Here is a 17196-nt window from a genome sequence, read left to right as displayed (position 1 = left end):
TTTTTTTATTTGGTCTGAATGATTACCTTTTGTCTTTGCTTTCCTTCACCTCCTCATATTCCACAGTTTCTGCGTCCCACTTTACTTTTTTCTCAATGTTTGCATTTTTGGTCTCCTGTTTTGGAGCCCTTTCCTGAGGTTTGAAGCCTGTATATTTATAAAATTTGTTGAAGAAGATTTTCTTTAAAATATTCCAGACGAAAAACAGTACGATGGTGATGAGTACGAATTCTAATAAATATTTCATTACTTTAGATAGTATTTTGAGTTTTGCTCTATTACTTTTAATTATATTGAGTTATCAATTTCTCTTACTTGCCATGCCGTCATTATTATAAAGCTTAAAAATCCTTTTCAATGGCTCTGCGTCGTAATACAATTTTTCGATTTTATCCTGTGTAATTTTTGGACAGTCAGAAAATAATTCTGTCAATTGATTTTTATATTCTTCATTTCGTTTTAAGTAATTCTCATTCGTTGAGTATTCTTTGTAATTGAGCTGTTTAATTTCCTGTTCTGATTCTTTTCTATAAAAATATCTCACTACTTCGTGTTTGTAATAATTATATAGATTGAGTTTACCTGTCAATAAGATTTCCAACCAGATCGTCTCTAAATTGCTTTCAAAATGAGGATTCTTTGAGATTGCTCTTATCCGGTTGGCTGTTAAAGAACGGTCAATCATTGCCTCACCCAGGAAAAAAATTTTTTTTCCTACCCAAAATTCTTTCAGATTTCCAGTGAAAATATTTTCTGGTTTTGCTTCGTCAGATTTTTTAAATATTAAAAATTCCGGAACAGAATGGTACGCCGACCTGCTGAATAAACCTTCTATTTTTTCACCATTTTTTGTTATGGCCTCTCCTTTTTCAAAACCAGGCTGTGAGTATAAAAAATTTGAAAGAATCACAAAAAGAGCTATCCAGGTATTTTTCATAGTTGCGACTTAGATTTATTTCGCAGAAGGATTTACCATAACCGTAGAATTAGAAACACTCTTCATAGACTGTGACTCTTTTGCATTGGCAATCGTCTCAACCTGAGTGGTTTTTACACTGATGTTCTGATGCGTAATCCAACCTGTATTCTGGTCAAATTTAATAACGCCGTCCTGCGAAAGTTCGCTGGTTAAACTGTGTGTCATTTCACCCTGTTTCTGTTTATCGGTCTTCTTCGGAATTCCGCCGGTTACAGAGATTTCAGCAATACCGTTTCCTACACTTTTCAGCTGGTAGTTTGATGTTACTTTTACTTTTCCCGCTTCGTCTGCACTTTCGCTTAAAGTCCATTTTTCACCAATCTTCACTCCTTTTTTAGGCATTACAGAAAGGTTTTTTTCGAACTGTTCTTTTAAAACTTTCTCGTTGAAGGTTTGTTTCAAGCTTTCGACAACACCTGTTTCCTGCGTTTTATCTTTCACGATTTTAGCGACAACGTCAGCGATCTTTTTGTAAATAGGCTCGAATCCTGTAATAGAAATCACGTTCCCATGATCATCCATTTTCATCTGAAGTTTATTTCCTACCAAAGCTTTATTGATATTCCAAACCATTTTCAGCTGATCTTCCTTTGGAGCGGCCTCTTTTGTGTCAACAGCAATTGTTTTTCCCTGAGAATTTTGTGAACTTCTTTTTGAAATTAAATTGATGGTGATATCGTAAACTTTACCCTTAATATCATTTACAGTAAAATTCATCTCATCGGTAGAATCGCTTGTTCCTGAAATGGTTTTTCCGGAAGGATCCGTCATCGTTCTTACATCTCTCTGATAGGTTGTAAGTGGATAAGTTTCTCCTTTTTTAAGTTTAAAGGTTTGTCTGAAAACTCCCAGTGAATCTTTGATTGCAGGGTTGGCTTCCACCTTTTTTATAGAATCTGCAGGCACTTCCACCGTGATTGTTTTTCCTGTCTTAGGATCTACTTTTGTGATGGTTGCGGTTTCTTTTTTGCACGATACCAAAGCGATGGATAGTAATGCAAATACTGCTATATTTTTCATAAGTATATTTATTGTTGTTAATTCACCATTTACAATCGCTTTCTTTTAATTGGTTTTTGTGTATTCAAATGCAGGCGATTTGATGAATTATGTTTAAAATTAAAGTGATGTTTTGATAGTTTTCTGTCTTAAGGCCTCGTACATAATTGCTCCGCAAGCAACAGAAACATTTAAAGACTGAGTTTTTCCCACAATCGGAAGTTTTATTTTTTCATCGGCATGATGCAGAACTTCTTTTGAAATTCCGGTTTCCTCATTACCCATAACGATGGCGCAAGGTTCTGTGAAATCTACATCATAGATTAATTTCTGAGCTTTTTCAGATGCTGCAAACACTGAAACTCCGCTTTGCTGAAGAAAATCCACCACATGAGCAAGATTATTTTCTTTACAGATTTTAATGTTGTATAATGCTCCCGCAGAAGTTTTGATGGCATCAGAATTTACCGGTGCACCTCCTTTTTCAGGAATTACGATCGCGTCAATTCCAACACATTCTGCAGTTCTGCAAATAGCTCCGAAGTTTCTTACATCCGTTAATCTGTCCAGAATTAAGATAAAAGGTGTTTTTCCTTCTTCAAATAATTCAGGTATAATATTTTCAATTTTATGGAAAGGCACATCCGAAATAAATGCCACTACTCCCTGATGGTTTTTTCTCGTGAAACGGTTTAGTTTTTCTACCGGAACATAATTGGGACGGATTTTATTTTTTGCCAAAGCCGCTTTCAGTTCTGCATATATTTCTCCCTGCAAAGCATTTTGCACAAATATCTTGTCTATTGTTTTTCCAGCTTCTATAGCTTCCAGTACGGGACGCAACCCGAATATAAAATCGTCGTTCATTCTTTAATTTGAAATCTAAAATTTGAAATTTGAAATTGTCATTTTCAAGGAACGAAGCAATTTCATCTTTATTATAATCTTTTAATCAGCCTTGGCTCTTTTACCTTTTAACTTGTCTCTTTTAACTTTTTCCTTGGCTCTTTCTAATCCTTTTCTCCCAAAATCGCTCTCTTCTGCGCCAAAGCATATCCGTAGTGCAATGATTCGTGCATGTTGTTGAAGATAATAGCATCCTGAATACTTTTCAAATCCATCCCCAAACTTGTGGTGTACGGCGTGTAATCTGAAAAAAGGTCGGCATCGAAATCTTTCATCAAAATTTTCGAAGTTTCTGTAAGAAGAAATTCAAGATCTTCCACCTCAGATTTTTGCACATTAAGATTTGGGAGTGTGCCTTTTTTGTAGGTTTCTACCCAGTACTTGTCTATTCTGAACGGATTTCCGCTCAGGTAATAATGCAGAAGCTGCTGTGTTGCGACAGTGTGGGCAATATTCCAATAAAGATTATTATTGAAACCATCCGGAATCAGCAGAAGGTCTTCATGCGAAGTTTCCTGCAGGATCTGTAGAAGGTTTTTTCTCACCTGTCTGTGTGCCTGAAAATGATAATTCATCGTACAGAATTTTTAATCTCCAAAAATAGTTTAATAAAGTGGATGCGACAATTTTAAGCCTTAGTTTAAACTTTTATAATATATAAAATATTTTAGATTTAACAAACTTTAACTCAATAATGGCATTTGTTATGTTGGCAAATGCAAGTATTTATCAGAAATTTACCAATTATTTAATAAACTTATGTCAGATACATTTCAAGCCGAAGACATCCGTCAGCTTACCGAAAAAGTGAAAGAACAGAATTATTTTTTCTCTCTTCTCAGACAGGAGATCAACAAAGTAATTATTGGTCAGCAATATATGGTTGATCGTCTTTTGGTGGGGCTTTTAGGAAACGGACACGTTCTTTTGGAAGGGGTTCCCGGTCTGGCGAAAACTTTAGCTATAAAGACGCTGGCAGACGCCGTTCACGGACAGTTTTCAAGAATTCAGTTTACTCCGGATTTATTGCCTGCAGATGTCGTTGGTACGATGATTTATAATGTCAGAGAAAACGATTTTTCAATAAAAAGAGGTCCTGTATTTGCCAATTTTGTACTTGCGGATGAGATCAACCGTGCTCCGGCAAAAGTACAGTCGGCTTTACTTGAGGTTATGCAGGAAAAGCAGGTAACCATCGGCGATGAGACTATGAAACTGCCTAAACCATTTTTGGTTTTAGCCACTCAAAACCCAATCGATCAGGAAGGGACTTATCTTTTACCCGAAGCTCAAAGCGACCGTTTTATGCTGAAATGTACCATCGATTATCCTGAATTTGAAGACGAAAGAGCGGTAATGAGAATGGTTTCTACATCGCAGTCACAGGATGTGAGACAGGTGATTTCTCTGCAGAATATTGTTGATGCTAAAGAAATTGTCAATAAAATATATCTTGACGAAAAAATTGAAAAATATATTTTGGATATGGTTTTCGCAACCCGTTTTCCTGAAAAATACGGACTGTCTGAACTTAAAAATTACATCAGTTTCGGAGCTTCACCAAGAGCATCAATCAACCTAGCCATCGCTTCACGAGCCTATGCATTTTTAAAAGGTAGAGCATTTGTGATTCCTGAAGATGTAAAAGCTTTGGCACAGGACGTTTTAAGACACAGAATCGGACTGACTTTTGAAGCTGAAGCGGAAGAAATCACTTCCGAAGAAATTGTGAACAGAATCCTGGCTAAAATACAGGCACCATAATTATGATGGATAAATGATAATCGATAATTGATGTGAATTCGCACTCATATCAATCATCAATGATCATCCATCATTTATATTGGAATATGAAAATTAAAGACATCGTTAAAAAAGTAAAGCAGATAGAAATCCGTACCAGAAGGAAGACGGAAAACTCACTGATGGGGCAGTATCACTCGGCCTTTAAAGGACAGGGAATGACTTTTTCTGAAGTAAGACAATATCAGTTTGGCGATGAAATCCGTAGAATCGACTGGAATAAAACCGCCCGTTTTCAGGAACCTTTTGTGAAAGTGATGGAGGAGGAGCGTGAACTGACGATGATGATTCTGGTTGATATTTCAGCATCGATGAATTACGGCACGAAACATCAGCTGAAAAGGGAATATGTTGCGGAAATCGCTGCGAGTTTAGGCTTTTCTGCAGCGGGAAATAATGATAAAGTAGGTTTGATTCTTTTTGCAGATAAGATCTATAAAGTTATACCACCGCAGAAAGGAAGAAAGCACGTTTTATCGATGATCAGCAGCATTCTTACCGCAGAATATATTCCCGCTGAATCTCAGATTGATAAAGCTTTAAATTATATGATGAGCGTCTTTAAAAGGAAATCGCTGGTTTTTCTCCTGTCTGACTTTGAGGATGATTTTGATTCTAAAATTCTGATGGTGGCTTCAAAAAAACATCAGCTTCTGGGAATGAGGGTGTTTGATGAAAAAGACAATGAAATTCCAAATGTCGGTTACGCTCTACTACACGATTCTGAAACAGGAAGAGAAATTTACGTCAACACTTCGAACGCAAGATGGCGTTACACTTATGCTGAGGCACAAAAACAGAAACTCAGACAACTGGAAGAAAATTTCGCCAATTCGTCTGCCGGTTTTATGAACATCGGCACCGGAACGGAATATTCGAAACTGCTGTATCAGTACTTTCAGAAGAAATAATTTAATGATATTTTAAAACTTAAACTTCAATTGAAAAAAATACTTTTCATATTTTCTATAATTATTTCATCGCTTTCAATGGCGCAGATGATTACCTCCAACCTGCAGAAAAAAATGCTGGCATTGGGCGAGACAGATCAGCTGATTATAAAAATCAATTATCTCGGTTCACAGAAGGTAAATTCTGCCAGAGAAAACGAACTTTTGCCATTTCATTTCGAAGAAATTAAAGACAGCATAGGTTCTTCGGACGATCAATACATCAGAAAAATTGAATTTGCTGTTTTTCAAGAAGGAAAATATACCATCCCTGAGCTCGAATTTAAAGTAGGAAATGAAATTCTTAAAACTCCGGCCTATGAAATTGAAGTGGTAAATACTGCCAAAAAAGAAGATGTAATCAACGACATTATGAGCAACAAAGAAGTTGATCTTGAAATGGCAGATTACTGGGAGCTTTACAAATTTTACATTTTGGCCGCAATTGCCGTCATCGCTTTAATCACAGCAATCTACATTATTGTAAAATACGGAAGGAGAGCAAAATCTTCCCCGAAAATTACCACCAACCTTACTTTAAAAGAACTGGAAGGTTTAAAAAAGAAAAAATACATCGAAAACGGAGATTTCAGATCTTTTTATGTGGAATTAATTGATATTTCAAGACGTTTTATAACCACGCAGTATCAGCTGCCTGCGGATGTTTTGCTTACTGATGATTTGATAGATGCGATGAAGCAGAGCAATACAATCTCACCCGAAAGCGAAAAAACTGTTGAAGAGGTTTTCCTTCGTGGTGACCTTGTGAAATTTGCCAAAACATTTCCCGATGAAACCACGATGCAGAAAGATTTTGCAGATATAAAAACCGTTGTGGAAAAGTCTGCCAAGGATATTGAATTTGAAAATCTCAGAAAAGATGTTTGATATCGAATTGTACAGTCCGTGGTTTTTGCTTCTTTTCCTGTCATTTCTGCCACTGATTATTTTAGATTTTACCAGAAAAAAAAGAAAAGGGGTTTTGGTACCTTCCACCAAAAATATGGAAGGCCGAAACGGGATTAAAGCCGTTCTTTTTCTTCTAAAGATTTCGAAATACCTTATTTTGACCTGTCTGATTATTGCTATGGCAAGACCCAGAAGCTTCACCATCAGTCAGGATCAGGATGAGACGAAAGGGATTGATATTATGCTTGCTTTAGACGTTTCCCTGAGTATGTTGGCAACAGATTTTGAGCCCGACAGACTGTCTGTTGTTAAAAATATTGCTGTCGATTTTGTGAATAAAAGACCTAATGACAGAATCGGTCTTGTGACATACAAACTGGAAGCCTTCCCAAAGATGCCACTGACGTTCGATCATGATGCTTTGATTTATGAAATTAAAAACATCAATCAAAGGGAAATGGAAGACGGAACTGCGGTAGGCGAGGGTTTGGCTGTCGCAGTTAATCATCTTACCAAAAGCAAGGCGAAAAGTAAAATTGTGATTTTAATGACCGATGGGGTGAGTAATATTCAAAACGTAATTCCTCCACTTCTGGCAGCCGAACTGGCGAAGTCGAGCAATATAAAAGTCTACTGTATAGGGATAGGCACCGAAGGCTATGCACTCATGCCCACTGGTGTAGACGAATTTGGATATATTTACAATGAAATGCCAGTAACCATTGACGAAGCCACTTTACGTGAGATTGCTCAGATTACGGGCGGAAAATACTACCGCGCCACTTCAGGAGATAAGCTTGAGGAGGTATATGATGAGATAAATCAACTTGAGAAATCTGATGTAAAATCTTCCAAAACCTTTAATTATGAAGAGCATTTCAGATTTTTTCTTTGGATAGCACTCGGGATTTTGCTTTTTGATGCACTTTTGAGATGGGTTTTATATAAATTTTTAAACTGATGAGCTGGGATCTGGGAAATTACTGGTATTTACTTCTGCTGTTGCTTCTGCCGCTGCTTTCTTTCATCGTTATTCGGTTTTTAAGATGGAAAAAAGCGAGAAAGGCACTGTTTGCAGAATCGAAATTCCATGAAACTCTATTTGATAAGAATTCGTCTTTTGTAAAATTCTTTCCGTTTCTGTATCTGCTGGCGGTTTTATTTTTAATTTTTTCAATAATTGATTTGCTGAATGGTTCTGAAACAGTAAAATCTGAACAGAAACTCAGCAACGTAATGTTTGTACTCGATATCTCCAATTCAATGAATGCTGAAGATATTGAACCGAGCCGGCTGGATCAGGCAAAAAATATCGTGATCAACACGATGCAGAAGATGAAAAATGATAAAATCGGAATTGTGGTTTTTGCTGGGGATGCAGTATCAGTAATGCCTTTAACCACAGATTACGGAGCCGCAGAAACATATTTGAGTGAAGTGCAGACTACCGCCATGAGAGTTCAGGGGACAGATTTTTTGAAGGCGATACAGATCACTTCAGACAAATTTAAAGATGTTGCAAAAGGTTCCAGAAAGGTGGTGCTCATCAGTGATGGTGAGGATAATGAGGGTAATGATAACAAAGCAGTAAGGCTAGCAAACTCAGAAGGAATTACCATTACTTCCGTAGGCATAGGCACAGAAGAAGGCGCACCGGTTCCGACGTATGAATATGGCCAGCTGATGGGATACAAACTGGATAACTCCGGCCAGATGGTGATTACAAAAAGACAGACCGAAGCAATGGTAAATATGTCTCAATCTACTGGTGGGAGCTATGTTGACGGAAATTCTTTGAAAGATGCGCCGGATAGAATTATTGAAGATCTCATGAAAAAAGGAAGCAGGTCTGAAACGTATGTAAAATCTCAAAATGCAAATCACTATTATCAGTATTTTTTGGGAATTTCAATATTTTTGTTCCTGATCATCTTCTTTTTTAATCCGAAAAGAGATTTTTCTGTCTAAACAATATTCAGTTCATTTTTTAAGAGGCACTTTAACCCAACTTTAACAATTAAAACACTGTTTATTAACATATAAACGAATAATTTTGCATCAGATGAATACTAAAATATTCTTTTTGTCGTTTCTAATGGTTTTTTTGTTTCAGAATTCAGTTTTTGGGCAGACAGAATACCGGATTTTGGTAAAAGAAGGCAACGTAAAGTTTAAGGCAAAAGACTACAGTGGTGCTTCTGCTAAATTTACAGAAGCGGTAAAAGAGAATGGTGAAGACTTTGCAGCTCATTACAATCTCGGAAATTCGCTTTACAAAAGTGAAAAATATGAGGAGGCTAAAGCAGAATTTTCAAAAGCAGAGAAGCTCGCGCAGAATACCGAAGATAAAGCTGCGGCACTTCATAATCTGGGCAATGCGTACATGAAGCTGGAAGATGCTGAAAAGGCAGCGCAGGCTTACAAAAGTTCTTTGAAGCAGAAGCCATACAGTGAGCCAACGCGTAAGAACTACGAAATAGCAATGCTCAAACAGAAAAAAGAGCAGAGAGATCAGGATCAATCCAGCAGCTCAGGAAAATCTGGCGGCGGTGATGATCAGAACAAGGGAAAAGATGGCAACAGCAAAGACAAAAGTCAAAGCCAGGGAAAAGGCCAGCAGAATGAAGGCGAAGGAAAAAATCCTGAAAATGCCAAAGACGGCGACAGAGAAGGGAAACTTTCTAAGGAGGATCAGAAAAGACTGCTGGATCATATCGGCGAAAAAGAAAAGCAGACTGCCAGAAGAATATTAAATGACAATTCTTATTCGATGCCAGAGAGCAACGAGAAAGATTGGTGATGAAAGAAAAATTTATTTACATACTGATACTGTTTACCTCCATAGCTTCTTATGGTCAGGTAAATTTATCTATGAAGCCTGATAAAACAGATTATGAGAGTCGGGATGTAGTAAATTTAACAATAGTTCTTGAGCTGAACGGTGATGATCTGGTACAGCAAAGCCGATTGAACCTTCCTGATCTCTCAAAATTTAATATGGTAGGTAGCGGATCTTACCGCGACGGTGTTCTGGATCCTGAAACCAATACAAGCTCTACAAAATCAATCACCAGAATTGCCCTTGAGCCTAAGCAAAAGGGTAAAATCAGAATAGGATCTGTTCTGGTAACGGTGAATAATAAAATTTATAAAACCGAACCTTTTGATATTTTCATAAAAGATGTTGAGAAAAAAATTCCTGCAAAGACTGTAGCTTCCAATGATGTTTACCTGAATATGGAAATCGATGACCGTGAAGTCTATCAGGATCAGCCCACCATCGCAATTTTAAGAGGATATTCAAAAAATATTGATAATTTAAGAAGGGTTAAAAACATTGCACTTCCGGAGGATGATCATCTTGATGTGCACCCAATCAATTTTAATAAATCTGAAATTGATCCGTCAGGAATTTCTAATATGCCGACACAGATTCTGGCCGTATTTATGGTCTTTCCCAATGAGTCTGGCTATGTAGAGGTGCCATCGGTCTCAGCTTCTGTAAGCTCCTATTCAAACAGCAGTAAGATAAGTTCGAATAAGGTAAAACTTAATGTAAAAAAACTTCCGGCAGATGCTCCTGAAGGATTTAAAAATGCTGTTGGGAAATTCAAAGTAGACGTTTATAAAACTACCGACGAAAAAATTGAAGCTAAAAAACCGATTAACGTTACAGTGAAAGTTTCAGGGGAAGGTAATTTGGCGAATATGCATCTGCCAGAAATTGAAAAATCTGAAGACTACGAAATTTTTGCCCCGAAAATTGTTAACAACATTGTGGCGGGGCCTACAGGTTTTACCGGAGATATTTCAGCTAATTATATTATTATTCCGCACAAAGCAGGTATTCTGAATATAAAAACGGAAAAATTTTCATTCTTTAACCCTGAAAATGCACAGTATGTAGACCTGGGTGGAAAGTCGCTTGTTCTGAATGCACTCACTGAAGAGCAGCTCGATGCAAGCAAAACTGCTGTGGAAAAGGTTAACGACTACACCAACGATTTCCTTGAAACGGTAGACAGCCCGGTTTTGAAAACTACTGCATTTAGAGTAAAGGAAAAAAGAAAGTTTCACTGGAATATTTTAATGATCAACGCATCAATTCTTGCGGGATTATTGTTTATCTATTTTGCATTTAGAAAATGGCAAAAAAAACAGCGTTTAGTTGTTGAAAGTATAAGTACTAAATCCTTAGGGTCTGTTGCAGAAACTGAAGCAGAAATCAGAGAAAGTCTTAAAACTGATGTAAATGATTATTTTTCATATCTGAACAGTCTGAAGAAAGAAGAGAATTATCAAAGTTTCTTTTCAACAGTTTCCGAGCTGGATGCGACTGTCCGGAGCGAGTATTTTGAAGGTCACGGAAGCAGTTTCGTATCTTTTATTGAAAGCTATAAGGGACGATCTGTAGCAGAAGAATATGAAAATCTCCAGCAAAGAATTCAGATGGAAAAATATTCGCCACTCCATTCTGCGCAGTCTCTGGACGAGCTTTATCAAGATATCGTCAATATTTATTCTAAAATTAGCAAATAATCATTTTTTATTCATAATTTTGCGAAATTATTAAAAATTGGTTATGAATGAAATTTTTGACGGTTTTTCTATTAAGGAAATAATCACCTGTTTCATGGTTCTTTTTGCGGTGATTGATATTTTAGGATCCATTCCTATTATTGTCAGCTTAAAACAGAAATTTGGTCATATTGATTCCAAAAAAGCGTCTATTACTGCGGGTTTAATTATGATTTCCTTCCTGTTTGTAGGGAACAAACTTTTGAAATTTATCGGAGTAGATATCAACTCTTTTGCAGTGGCGGGAGCTTTCGTTATTTTCGTAATTGCTTTAGAAATGATTCTTGGTATCGAAATTAACAAAACCACTGAAGCTAAAGCTGCATCTATTGTTCCTATCGCTTTTCCATTGGTTGCAGGTGCGGGAACTTTAACAACTACGCTTTCTCTACGTGCGGAATATCATGATATTAACATTATTTTAGGAATCGTACTCAACACAATTTTTGTATATTTGGTGCTGAAAATGGCACCATGGCTCGAGAAAAAGATGGGGGAGGCTACACTGTCTATTCTGCAGAAAGTTTTCGGGATTATATTGCTGGCAATTTCAGTTAAATTATTTACGGCCAACTTTACACAGCTGGTGCAGAATTATATTAATTTTTAAGGTTATGCAGAAATTTTATAAGGTATTTTTAGTAGTTTTTATTGTGTTTACGGCAATCAACGTTTACGCAATCGATTGGAATTTGAAACTTACGGAAGAAGACAATTCTAAATTTGTATTCTCAGCAATCGCCGGTATTCTGGGTGTCGCTATAATTTTCGTAATGAATACATGGAGTAAAATCGGCGTAAAAAAATAATTTGAATTTTATCATTCAAACGGAAAGCCTTTCAGAAATGAAAGGCTTTTTATGTTATTTAAATACAAGATTTTTCAAAACGGCTTCAGACTTGAGTTCGGTCTCGTTCCATTCTTTTTCAGGGTTACTTTGGGCTGTAATTCCGCCTCCAACAAAGAGATGAACCGAACTTTTATACAGCCTCGCACAACGCAGATTTACAAAATACTGAATATAGTCTTCCGTTTCAATTTTGATGTAACCGGCGTACAGCTCTCTCGGAAATTTCTCGACTTTTTGAATGATTTCCCTACAAAAATCTTTAGGAATACCACAAACGGCAGGCGTTGGGTGAAGTTCCTGAATAATCGAATCTAAATTCTCAGGATTGATTTTTATTTTAAAATCTGTTTTTAAATGTTTGATATTTCCGGAAATATGGTCGTAAGTTTCCGATTCAATTATATTTTCGGAGTACTTTTTCAAAATCTCTCTGATATAGTTTGAAACCGGTTTTTGCTCCTCAATTTCTTTGGCAGTCCACTCTTCAGCAACCGGAATTGTCCCGGCAATGCTCATCGTTTCAAATTCGTGAGTTAGCTTATTAAATTTTCCCAAAACTTCAGAAAATCCGCCAATCCAGGCTGCCTCTTTTTCAATAAATAAATATCTGAAAGCATTGGGATAATTTTTACAGAGATTGAGAAAACTGCTTTTTAAATCAAGTACATTAAAGTCATTTACTAATTTCCGTCTTGAAAGAACCAGTTTTGGAAGACTGTTTTCTTTAATAATTTCAATTACATCTTCCAGTTTGTCCAGATATTCTTCTTTGGTTTCTACTTTAAAATTGGTTTTATCTTCAGAAAGAATTTCAGATTTTAAGTTTAAATTTTCAAGCTCCAAAAGATCTTTTACCATGATATTTCCTTTAATATCAATTTTTTCAATTTTATTGAATGAATGAAAACTGATAAAATTAATCTCTGAATTTTCGTCAGTAGAATATAGTTTCTCGTCAAAAGGAAATTTGAAATAAATCATAATATTGAAGCATTTTGAAAACTTTTATTTAGAAATAAAATAGGAAATTCCTAAACCCAGTTTTCTTTCAGCAAAGGTATTGTTAGTCTTAAAAATGTCAAAATGAAAGTCATTGTTTTTTAAAGATAAATTATTGATTTTAAACTTCTGATATTCCAGCTCCAATAAAAATCTTTTGAATATTCGATATTGTAATCCCAAGGAAAATCCAATGTTGATCTGATTACTTGTGAAGTTTTCCTCTCTCACGAGCATTCTGTTTTCAGGAACAAGAAATTTCATTTTATAACAATTCCTGTTCAGTAAAATTCCGGCAAAAGGACGGAATTTTTTCCATTCATAAATCGCTTTCAACTCTAAAACCAATTCAAAATGTTCATCATTAAATTTTTGAAAAAGAAGAGGTTGGTTGTCTTCAGTAAAATAGTAACCATTCAGGAGAGTATCATCCTGATTGGCATCGAGCTCAAAAGTCTGGTTCCAGTGATGAAGATTTGCTGATAACTGAAATGAAAGTTTTGACCTGAAAAAACTTCCCGAAATCCAAAGCCCGATGTTTTCACCAAACTGTTTTTTTTCTGAGGTACTTTCGGACCAGATATTTTTTTTCAGTCCAATGCCCGCTTCAACTCCAAAATTCAAATTTCCTGGCGTTTCAGGGTTAAAATCCGATTTCTCGGAAGATATCTGTTTGAAAATCAGGTTACCTGTTGAAATTTTTGGTAGATTAATATCGATGAACTTAAAATAGACAGCTTTCTCCAGATAAATAGTGTCATAAACGATTACTTTTTCATAGACATAGACCGTATCAACTTTTTTACGCTGCGAAGAAACGGAAGTCAGAGTAATCAGAAAGCAGAATATCAGGAATCTTTGGAGCATAATTCAAAAATTTACCTTTCAATAAAAACAGTGTCTCTCTGAATAACTTTTTTTACTACGACGATTTGCTGAGCAGGTTTTTCAGCTGAATCTTTTATTTGCGTTGTTTGCTTTTTCGAAGTTGATTTTGTTTCCTCTTTTACAGTCTCAATTTTTTCCTGATCTACTTTGTCAGCAACTATTTCCACGGTAATAAGATTGTTTTCAACCTGTTTGTCGGATTCCGTTTCTAAAGTTGTAATTTTTGGTTTTTCGTTCTTAAAAATTGGTTTTGAAATATTGGCAGAAGTTGTTTTTGATATATCATTTTTCTTATTAAACCAGACAACTGTTCCTGAAACGATAATTACTACAGTACTTCCGATGATTAGATTTTGTGTTAAAAAACTTGTGGCTGAAGAAAAACTCACCTGATCTACGGCTGAGTTTGACGGAATATTAAAACTTTTTTCAGGCATAATCGCAAAATCTGAAAATTTGCTTTGGAAAGTCCGTCCCCAAAGGCTGTTTCCAAACCCGAAAAAAATAAGGAGCAAAGCCGTTTTGCTTTTTGGCGTTTCCTTATTTACAAAGTGAGTCAATAAATAATTATGCACCGATTTTTTTGCTCTCAACAGATGAGATTTTGAAGTATTGACCGGAATTTTCATCATTTGTGAAATTTCCACATGGGAATAATTTTCGATAAAATATAGATTGAAAACTGATTTTTGCTGCGAAGGTAAGTTATCGATCGACTGCAGAAGCTGTGCTCCTGTAAAGTCGTATGCTAGAATGTTTTTTTTGTCGTCAGGTGCAGAAGTTGTCATTTCGGTTAATGTATCTGGAATTTCTGATGGTTCGGTTGTAATAAAAGTTTCTTTGCTGGTCTTTCTGATCATCTGTAAAGCGTTGTTGACAACAATTTTTTTGAGCCATCCAAAAATTGCTTTTTCATCCTTTAACTGATGGTCTTTCTGCATTGCCGTCATAAAACTGTCCTGCACAATATCTTCCGCAGCCTGAAGATCTGTTATATATCTGCGACAAATCCCCAGAAGTTTTGGGGAATAGTCGAGATAGATTTTTTGCCAGTTTAACGTTGATTGAGACATTGATTTAATTTGGAACAACAAAAATTGAATTGAAACATCCTCGCGAAACATCGGGAAGAAACATCATTTCAGTATTGTTAACATAAAATTTAACTGCTTTTCCGCCAGCGTTTGTGTTGTATCTTGTCATATAGATATTCTGATCTTTTGAAACAAAATGACCAATCGTATTAAAATTGTTAGAGTCACTGATTTGATTTAAAACATCGTTTTTATAATAAAATGTGCTGCCAATAAAGTAACGGTCTGAGTTGTCTAAAATGATATCGTTAATTCCATTTTGGGTGATATAATCGGGAATCGTTAATTGAGTGTTTGTAGTGATATTTTTTACAGCCGGAATTCCATTAAAATTTTGTGTAAATATTGAAATTCCTGAATTGTCTTTAAGGAAATATTTGGGTATTGTGTTGTTTGAAAGAGGTGAGTAAATTCCATTTTTATGAAGAATAGTTTCCCAAGTAAAAATTCCGCCGGAAGGTGTAATATTTCTGCGAGTTGCAGTGTAAACGTCGTTGTTGTAAACACTTAAACATCCTGAAAAAGAACCGTAGTAATCTGTATTTTCCAATACGGTTTTAACTCCGTTTTTCCAGTAGCATATCTGATATTGATTTGATGTGGAAGTTGTGGAAGGATTTTTTATTACCCCAAAGAAATAAACATTTCCGTGATCTACAGTTATATTATTCCATATCTGGAGATTATCAGTTTCATTCATATTGTTGGGAGCAACGTTCAGATATTCTGCAAGATTGTATCTGGTACCGTTTTTCCAGAAATACCATGCAGGTATTACGTGATTTCCTCCCAGTTTTGCAATATTGTTTGCTAACATATAAATATTTCCCTGATCGACTGTAATACTTGTTCCCTGAAGATTTTCACCTTGTGACAAAAGTACTTTCTGACCGTTTTTCCAGTAGCATGCATTAAACTCATCTACACCTCCAACATAGACATTGTAGGACTGAATATTTTTTTCTAAGGTCTCATTGTCATCACTGTTTGTACAAGAAAAAACAAACGTCAATAAAAGTAGAAAAGGTAAGATTAAATTTTTCATAGATATTCTTTTCTCTAATGATGGAAAAATGTAAAAAGGTTGCAGATAATTTTAATTAAATATCACAGGTTTTGTACTTTTCTGAATTTTAACGATGTGATAAGGCTGTGTAATGACGGTGGCTGCATTGCCATTGAGGAGTTTTTCCACATCGATGGTGATGTTTTGAGAATTTTCAATCGCAGTCATAATGTCAATGGAATGACCTCCACTATTTTGAACCTGATCGACGACTACGATGAGCATAAATTGGCTAAAGTTGATGTTGGTTTCGGTAAAACTGTCAGAAACATTGGTTTGTGCATTTACCTGTGTAAGAAAATTATTCCAGTCGGTTGTGTTATTAATAACTGACTTTTGCGGCGTTACATAAGTTCCACCGTAAAAATTTCCTTTTCCGATCAAAGAAAAACTAACAGGCGTTTGTACAGCCACATTTTCCTCATCATCCTGGCAGGAATTCAGAATAAAGAAAAGGGCACTGAAGAGAATTAATAAATATTTTTTCATAATGTATAAATTTATGGGTTTCAATTATATATAAGATGAAAAATTAGAGAAAGGTTGCAGCAGGAAATAAAAAAAGCTCAAAAAAATGAGCTTTAATATAATTTTAAAATATTCTATCTGTTGATAATATTATTCGTCATCGTGGTGTGGCTGATGAGATTTCCTTTCTCATCTTTGATTTCAATTTCAGAAACATGCATTGTTTTTCCTTTTCGGATAAATCTCGCAAATCCGGTTACAACACCGTCTTTTTTACTTCGTAAATGATTGGAGTTGATATTTGTTCCCACACCAAAATGCTTTTCGCCATCAATAAAAATATTGGAAAGGCTGGAACCCATCGTTTCAGCTAAAACACAAGTTGCACCGCCATGCATAATTCCGAAAGGCTGATGAATTTTTGGCGTAACGGGCATTGTCGCTGTTAAAGTTTCGTTATCCAAATCAATATCTGTAAAATGAATGTCGAGTGTTTTCGCAAACGTTTCTTCGCCCCAATTGTTGATGAATGCTAATATTTCTTCTTTGGTTTTGTCTTTTGTATACATAGTTAAATGAGTAATGAGTAATTTTTTGCTGATGGTTTATGGCGATTGCTTATGGTGGATAACATCTTGGTATTCGAATAACGTATCACGTATCCCGAATCTCGCATCACATATCCCGCAACCGCACCGCTCATTCC

Annotated in this window: 20 protein-coding genes; 9 read left to right on the top strand and 11 right to left on the bottom strand. The window is 35.8% G+C overall.

Annotated features, from left to right (window positions below; translation table 11 throughout):
* Nucleotides 1-22 precede the first annotated feature (22 nt).
* From ASG31_RS11325 to ASG31_RS11305, 5 genes are all read right to left on the bottom strand, one after another.
* Nucleotides 23-247, bottom strand: coding sequence for a hypothetical protein (locus ASG31_RS11325; RefSeq protein ID WP_056032321.1), 225 nt, complete (start codon nt 245-247; stop codon nt 23-25).
* 54 nt (nt 248-301) lie between these two features.
* Complete coding sequence (locus ASG31_RS11320; protein ID WP_056032318.1) at nt 302-937, bottom strand: hypothetical protein; 636 nt, start codon at nt 935-937, stop codon at nt 302-304.
* A gap of 15 nt (nt 938-952) precedes the next feature.
* On the bottom strand, nt 953-1999 hold the full coding sequence (locus ASG31_RS11315) for a DUF6263 family protein (RefSeq protein WP_056032315.1): 1047 nt from the start codon (nt 1997-1999) through the stop codon (nt 953-955).
* 99 nt (nt 2000-2098) lie between these two features.
* Entirely contained in the window at nt 2099-2845 is a 747-nt protein-coding gene (rlmB, locus tag ASG31_RS11310) for a 23S rRNA (guanosine(2251)-2'-O)-methyltransferase RlmB (protein WP_056032313.1), read from the bottom strand.
* A gap of 143 nt (nt 2846-2988) precedes the next feature.
* Nucleotides 2989-3459: a DinB family protein gene (locus tag ASG31_RS11305; RefSeq protein ID WP_056032307.1), complete on the bottom strand. Its 471-nt coding sequence runs from the start codon at nt 3457-3459 to the stop codon at nt 2989-2991.
* A gap of 184 nt (nt 3460-3643) precedes the next feature.
* Between ASG31_RS11305 and ASG31_RS11300 the strand changes: the two genes are divergently transcribed.
* The 9 genes from ASG31_RS11300 to ASG31_RS11260 all read left to right on the top strand — a co-directional run bounded on the left by ASG31_RS11300 (nt 3644) and on the right by ASG31_RS11260 (nt 11933).
* Entirely contained in the window at nt 3644-4648 is a 1005-nt protein-coding gene (locus ASG31_RS11300; protein ID WP_056032305.1) for an AAA family ATPase, read from the top strand.
* An 86-nt stretch (nt 4649-4734) separates the two neighbouring features.
* Nucleotides 4735-5598 (top strand): DUF58 domain-containing protein, encoded by an 864-nt coding sequence (locus ASG31_RS11295; RefSeq protein WP_056032303.1) that lies wholly within the window; start codon nt 4735-4737, stop codon nt 5596-5598.
* Nucleotides 5599-5628: 30 nt separating this feature from the next.
* Nucleotides 5629-6525: a hypothetical protein gene (locus ASG31_RS11290; protein ID WP_317038654.1), complete on the top strand. Its 897-nt coding sequence runs from the start codon at nt 5629-5631 to the stop codon at nt 6523-6525.
* Nucleotides 6518-7507, top strand: coding sequence for a VWA domain-containing protein (locus ASG31_RS11285; protein ID WP_056032293.1), 990 nt, complete (start codon nt 6518-6520; stop codon nt 7505-7507). Before ASG31_RS11290 ends, ASG31_RS11285 begins: the two co-directional genes overlap by 8 nt.
* Nucleotides 7507-8514, top strand: a complete 1008-nt coding sequence (locus tag ASG31_RS11280) for a VWA domain-containing protein (protein WP_056032284.1) — start codon at nt 7507-7509, stop codon at nt 8512-8514. The genes ASG31_RS11285 and ASG31_RS11280 overlap by 1 nt, the downstream gene beginning before the upstream one ends.
* Nucleotides 8515-8608: 94 nt before the next feature.
* Nucleotides 8609-9346 (top strand): tetratricopeptide repeat protein, encoded by a 738-nt coding sequence (locus tag ASG31_RS11275; protein WP_056032278.1) that lies wholly within the window; start codon nt 8609-8611, stop codon nt 9344-9346.
* Nucleotides 9346-11085 carry a BatD family protein gene (locus ASG31_RS11270; RefSeq protein ID WP_056032276.1) on the top strand — a complete coding sequence of 580 codons (1740 nt, stop codon included), beginning with the start codon at nt 9346-9348 and terminating at the stop codon, nt 11083-11085. Before ASG31_RS11275 ends, ASG31_RS11270 begins: the two co-directional genes overlap by 1 nt.
* A 43-nt stretch (nt 11086-11128) precedes the next feature.
* Nucleotides 11129-11734, top strand: coding sequence for a MarC family protein (locus ASG31_RS11265; protein ID WP_056032270.1), 606 nt, complete (start codon nt 11129-11131; stop codon nt 11732-11734).
* Between the two features lie 4 nt (nt 11735-11738).
* A complete protein-coding gene (locus ASG31_RS11260; RefSeq protein ID WP_056032267.1) occupies nt 11739-11933 on the top strand; it encodes a hypothetical protein in 195 nt (64 codons plus the stop codon).
* Nucleotides 11934-11987: 54 nt separating this feature from the next.
* Here the strand turns inward: ASG31_RS11260 and ASG31_RS11255 are convergent, their stop codons facing one another.
* The 6 genes from ASG31_RS11255 to ASG31_RS11230 all read right to left on the bottom strand — a co-directional run bounded on the left by ASG31_RS11255 (nt 11988) and on the right by ASG31_RS11230 (nt 17059).
* On the bottom strand, nt 11988-12956 hold the full coding sequence (locus ASG31_RS11255; RefSeq protein ID WP_056032264.1) for a chorismate-binding protein: 969 nt from the start codon (nt 12954-12956) through the stop codon (nt 11988-11990).
* Between the two features lie 24 nt (nt 12957-12980).
* Complete coding sequence (locus ASG31_RS11250) at nt 12981-13841, bottom strand: hypothetical protein (RefSeq protein WP_056032258.1); 861 nt, start codon at nt 13839-13841, stop codon at nt 12981-12983.
* An 11-nt stretch (nt 13842-13852) separates the two neighbouring features.
* A complete protein-coding gene (locus ASG31_RS11245; RefSeq protein WP_056032254.1) occupies nt 13853-14935 on the bottom strand; it encodes an RNA polymerase sigma factor in 1083 nt (360 codons plus the stop codon).
* Between the two features lie 4 nt (nt 14936-14939).
* Nucleotides 14940-16001 carry a hypothetical protein gene (locus ASG31_RS11240; RefSeq protein WP_056032252.1) on the bottom strand — a complete coding sequence of 354 codons (1062 nt, stop codon included), beginning with the start codon at nt 15999-16001 and terminating at the stop codon, nt 14940-14942.
* Between the two features lie 51 nt (nt 16002-16052).
* Nucleotides 16053-16511, bottom strand: a complete 459-nt coding sequence (locus ASG31_RS11235) for a protease complex subunit PrcB family protein (RefSeq protein WP_056032249.1) — start codon at nt 16509-16511, stop codon at nt 16053-16055.
* Between the two features lie 113 nt (nt 16512-16624).
* Nucleotides 16625-17059 carry a PaaI family thioesterase gene (locus ASG31_RS11230; RefSeq protein WP_056032246.1) on the bottom strand — a complete coding sequence of 145 codons (435 nt, stop codon included), beginning with the start codon at nt 17057-17059 and terminating at the stop codon, nt 16625-16627.
* Nucleotides 17060-17196: the final 137 nt, after the last annotated feature.

The organism is Chryseobacterium sp. Leaf404 (assembly GCF_001424145.1).
Classification (GTDB): Bacteria; Bacteroidota; Bacteroidia; order Flavobacteriales; family Weeksellaceae; genus Chryseobacterium.
Note: the sequence above shows the minus strand (reverse complement) of the source record. Positions and strands in the feature narration are given on the sequence as shown.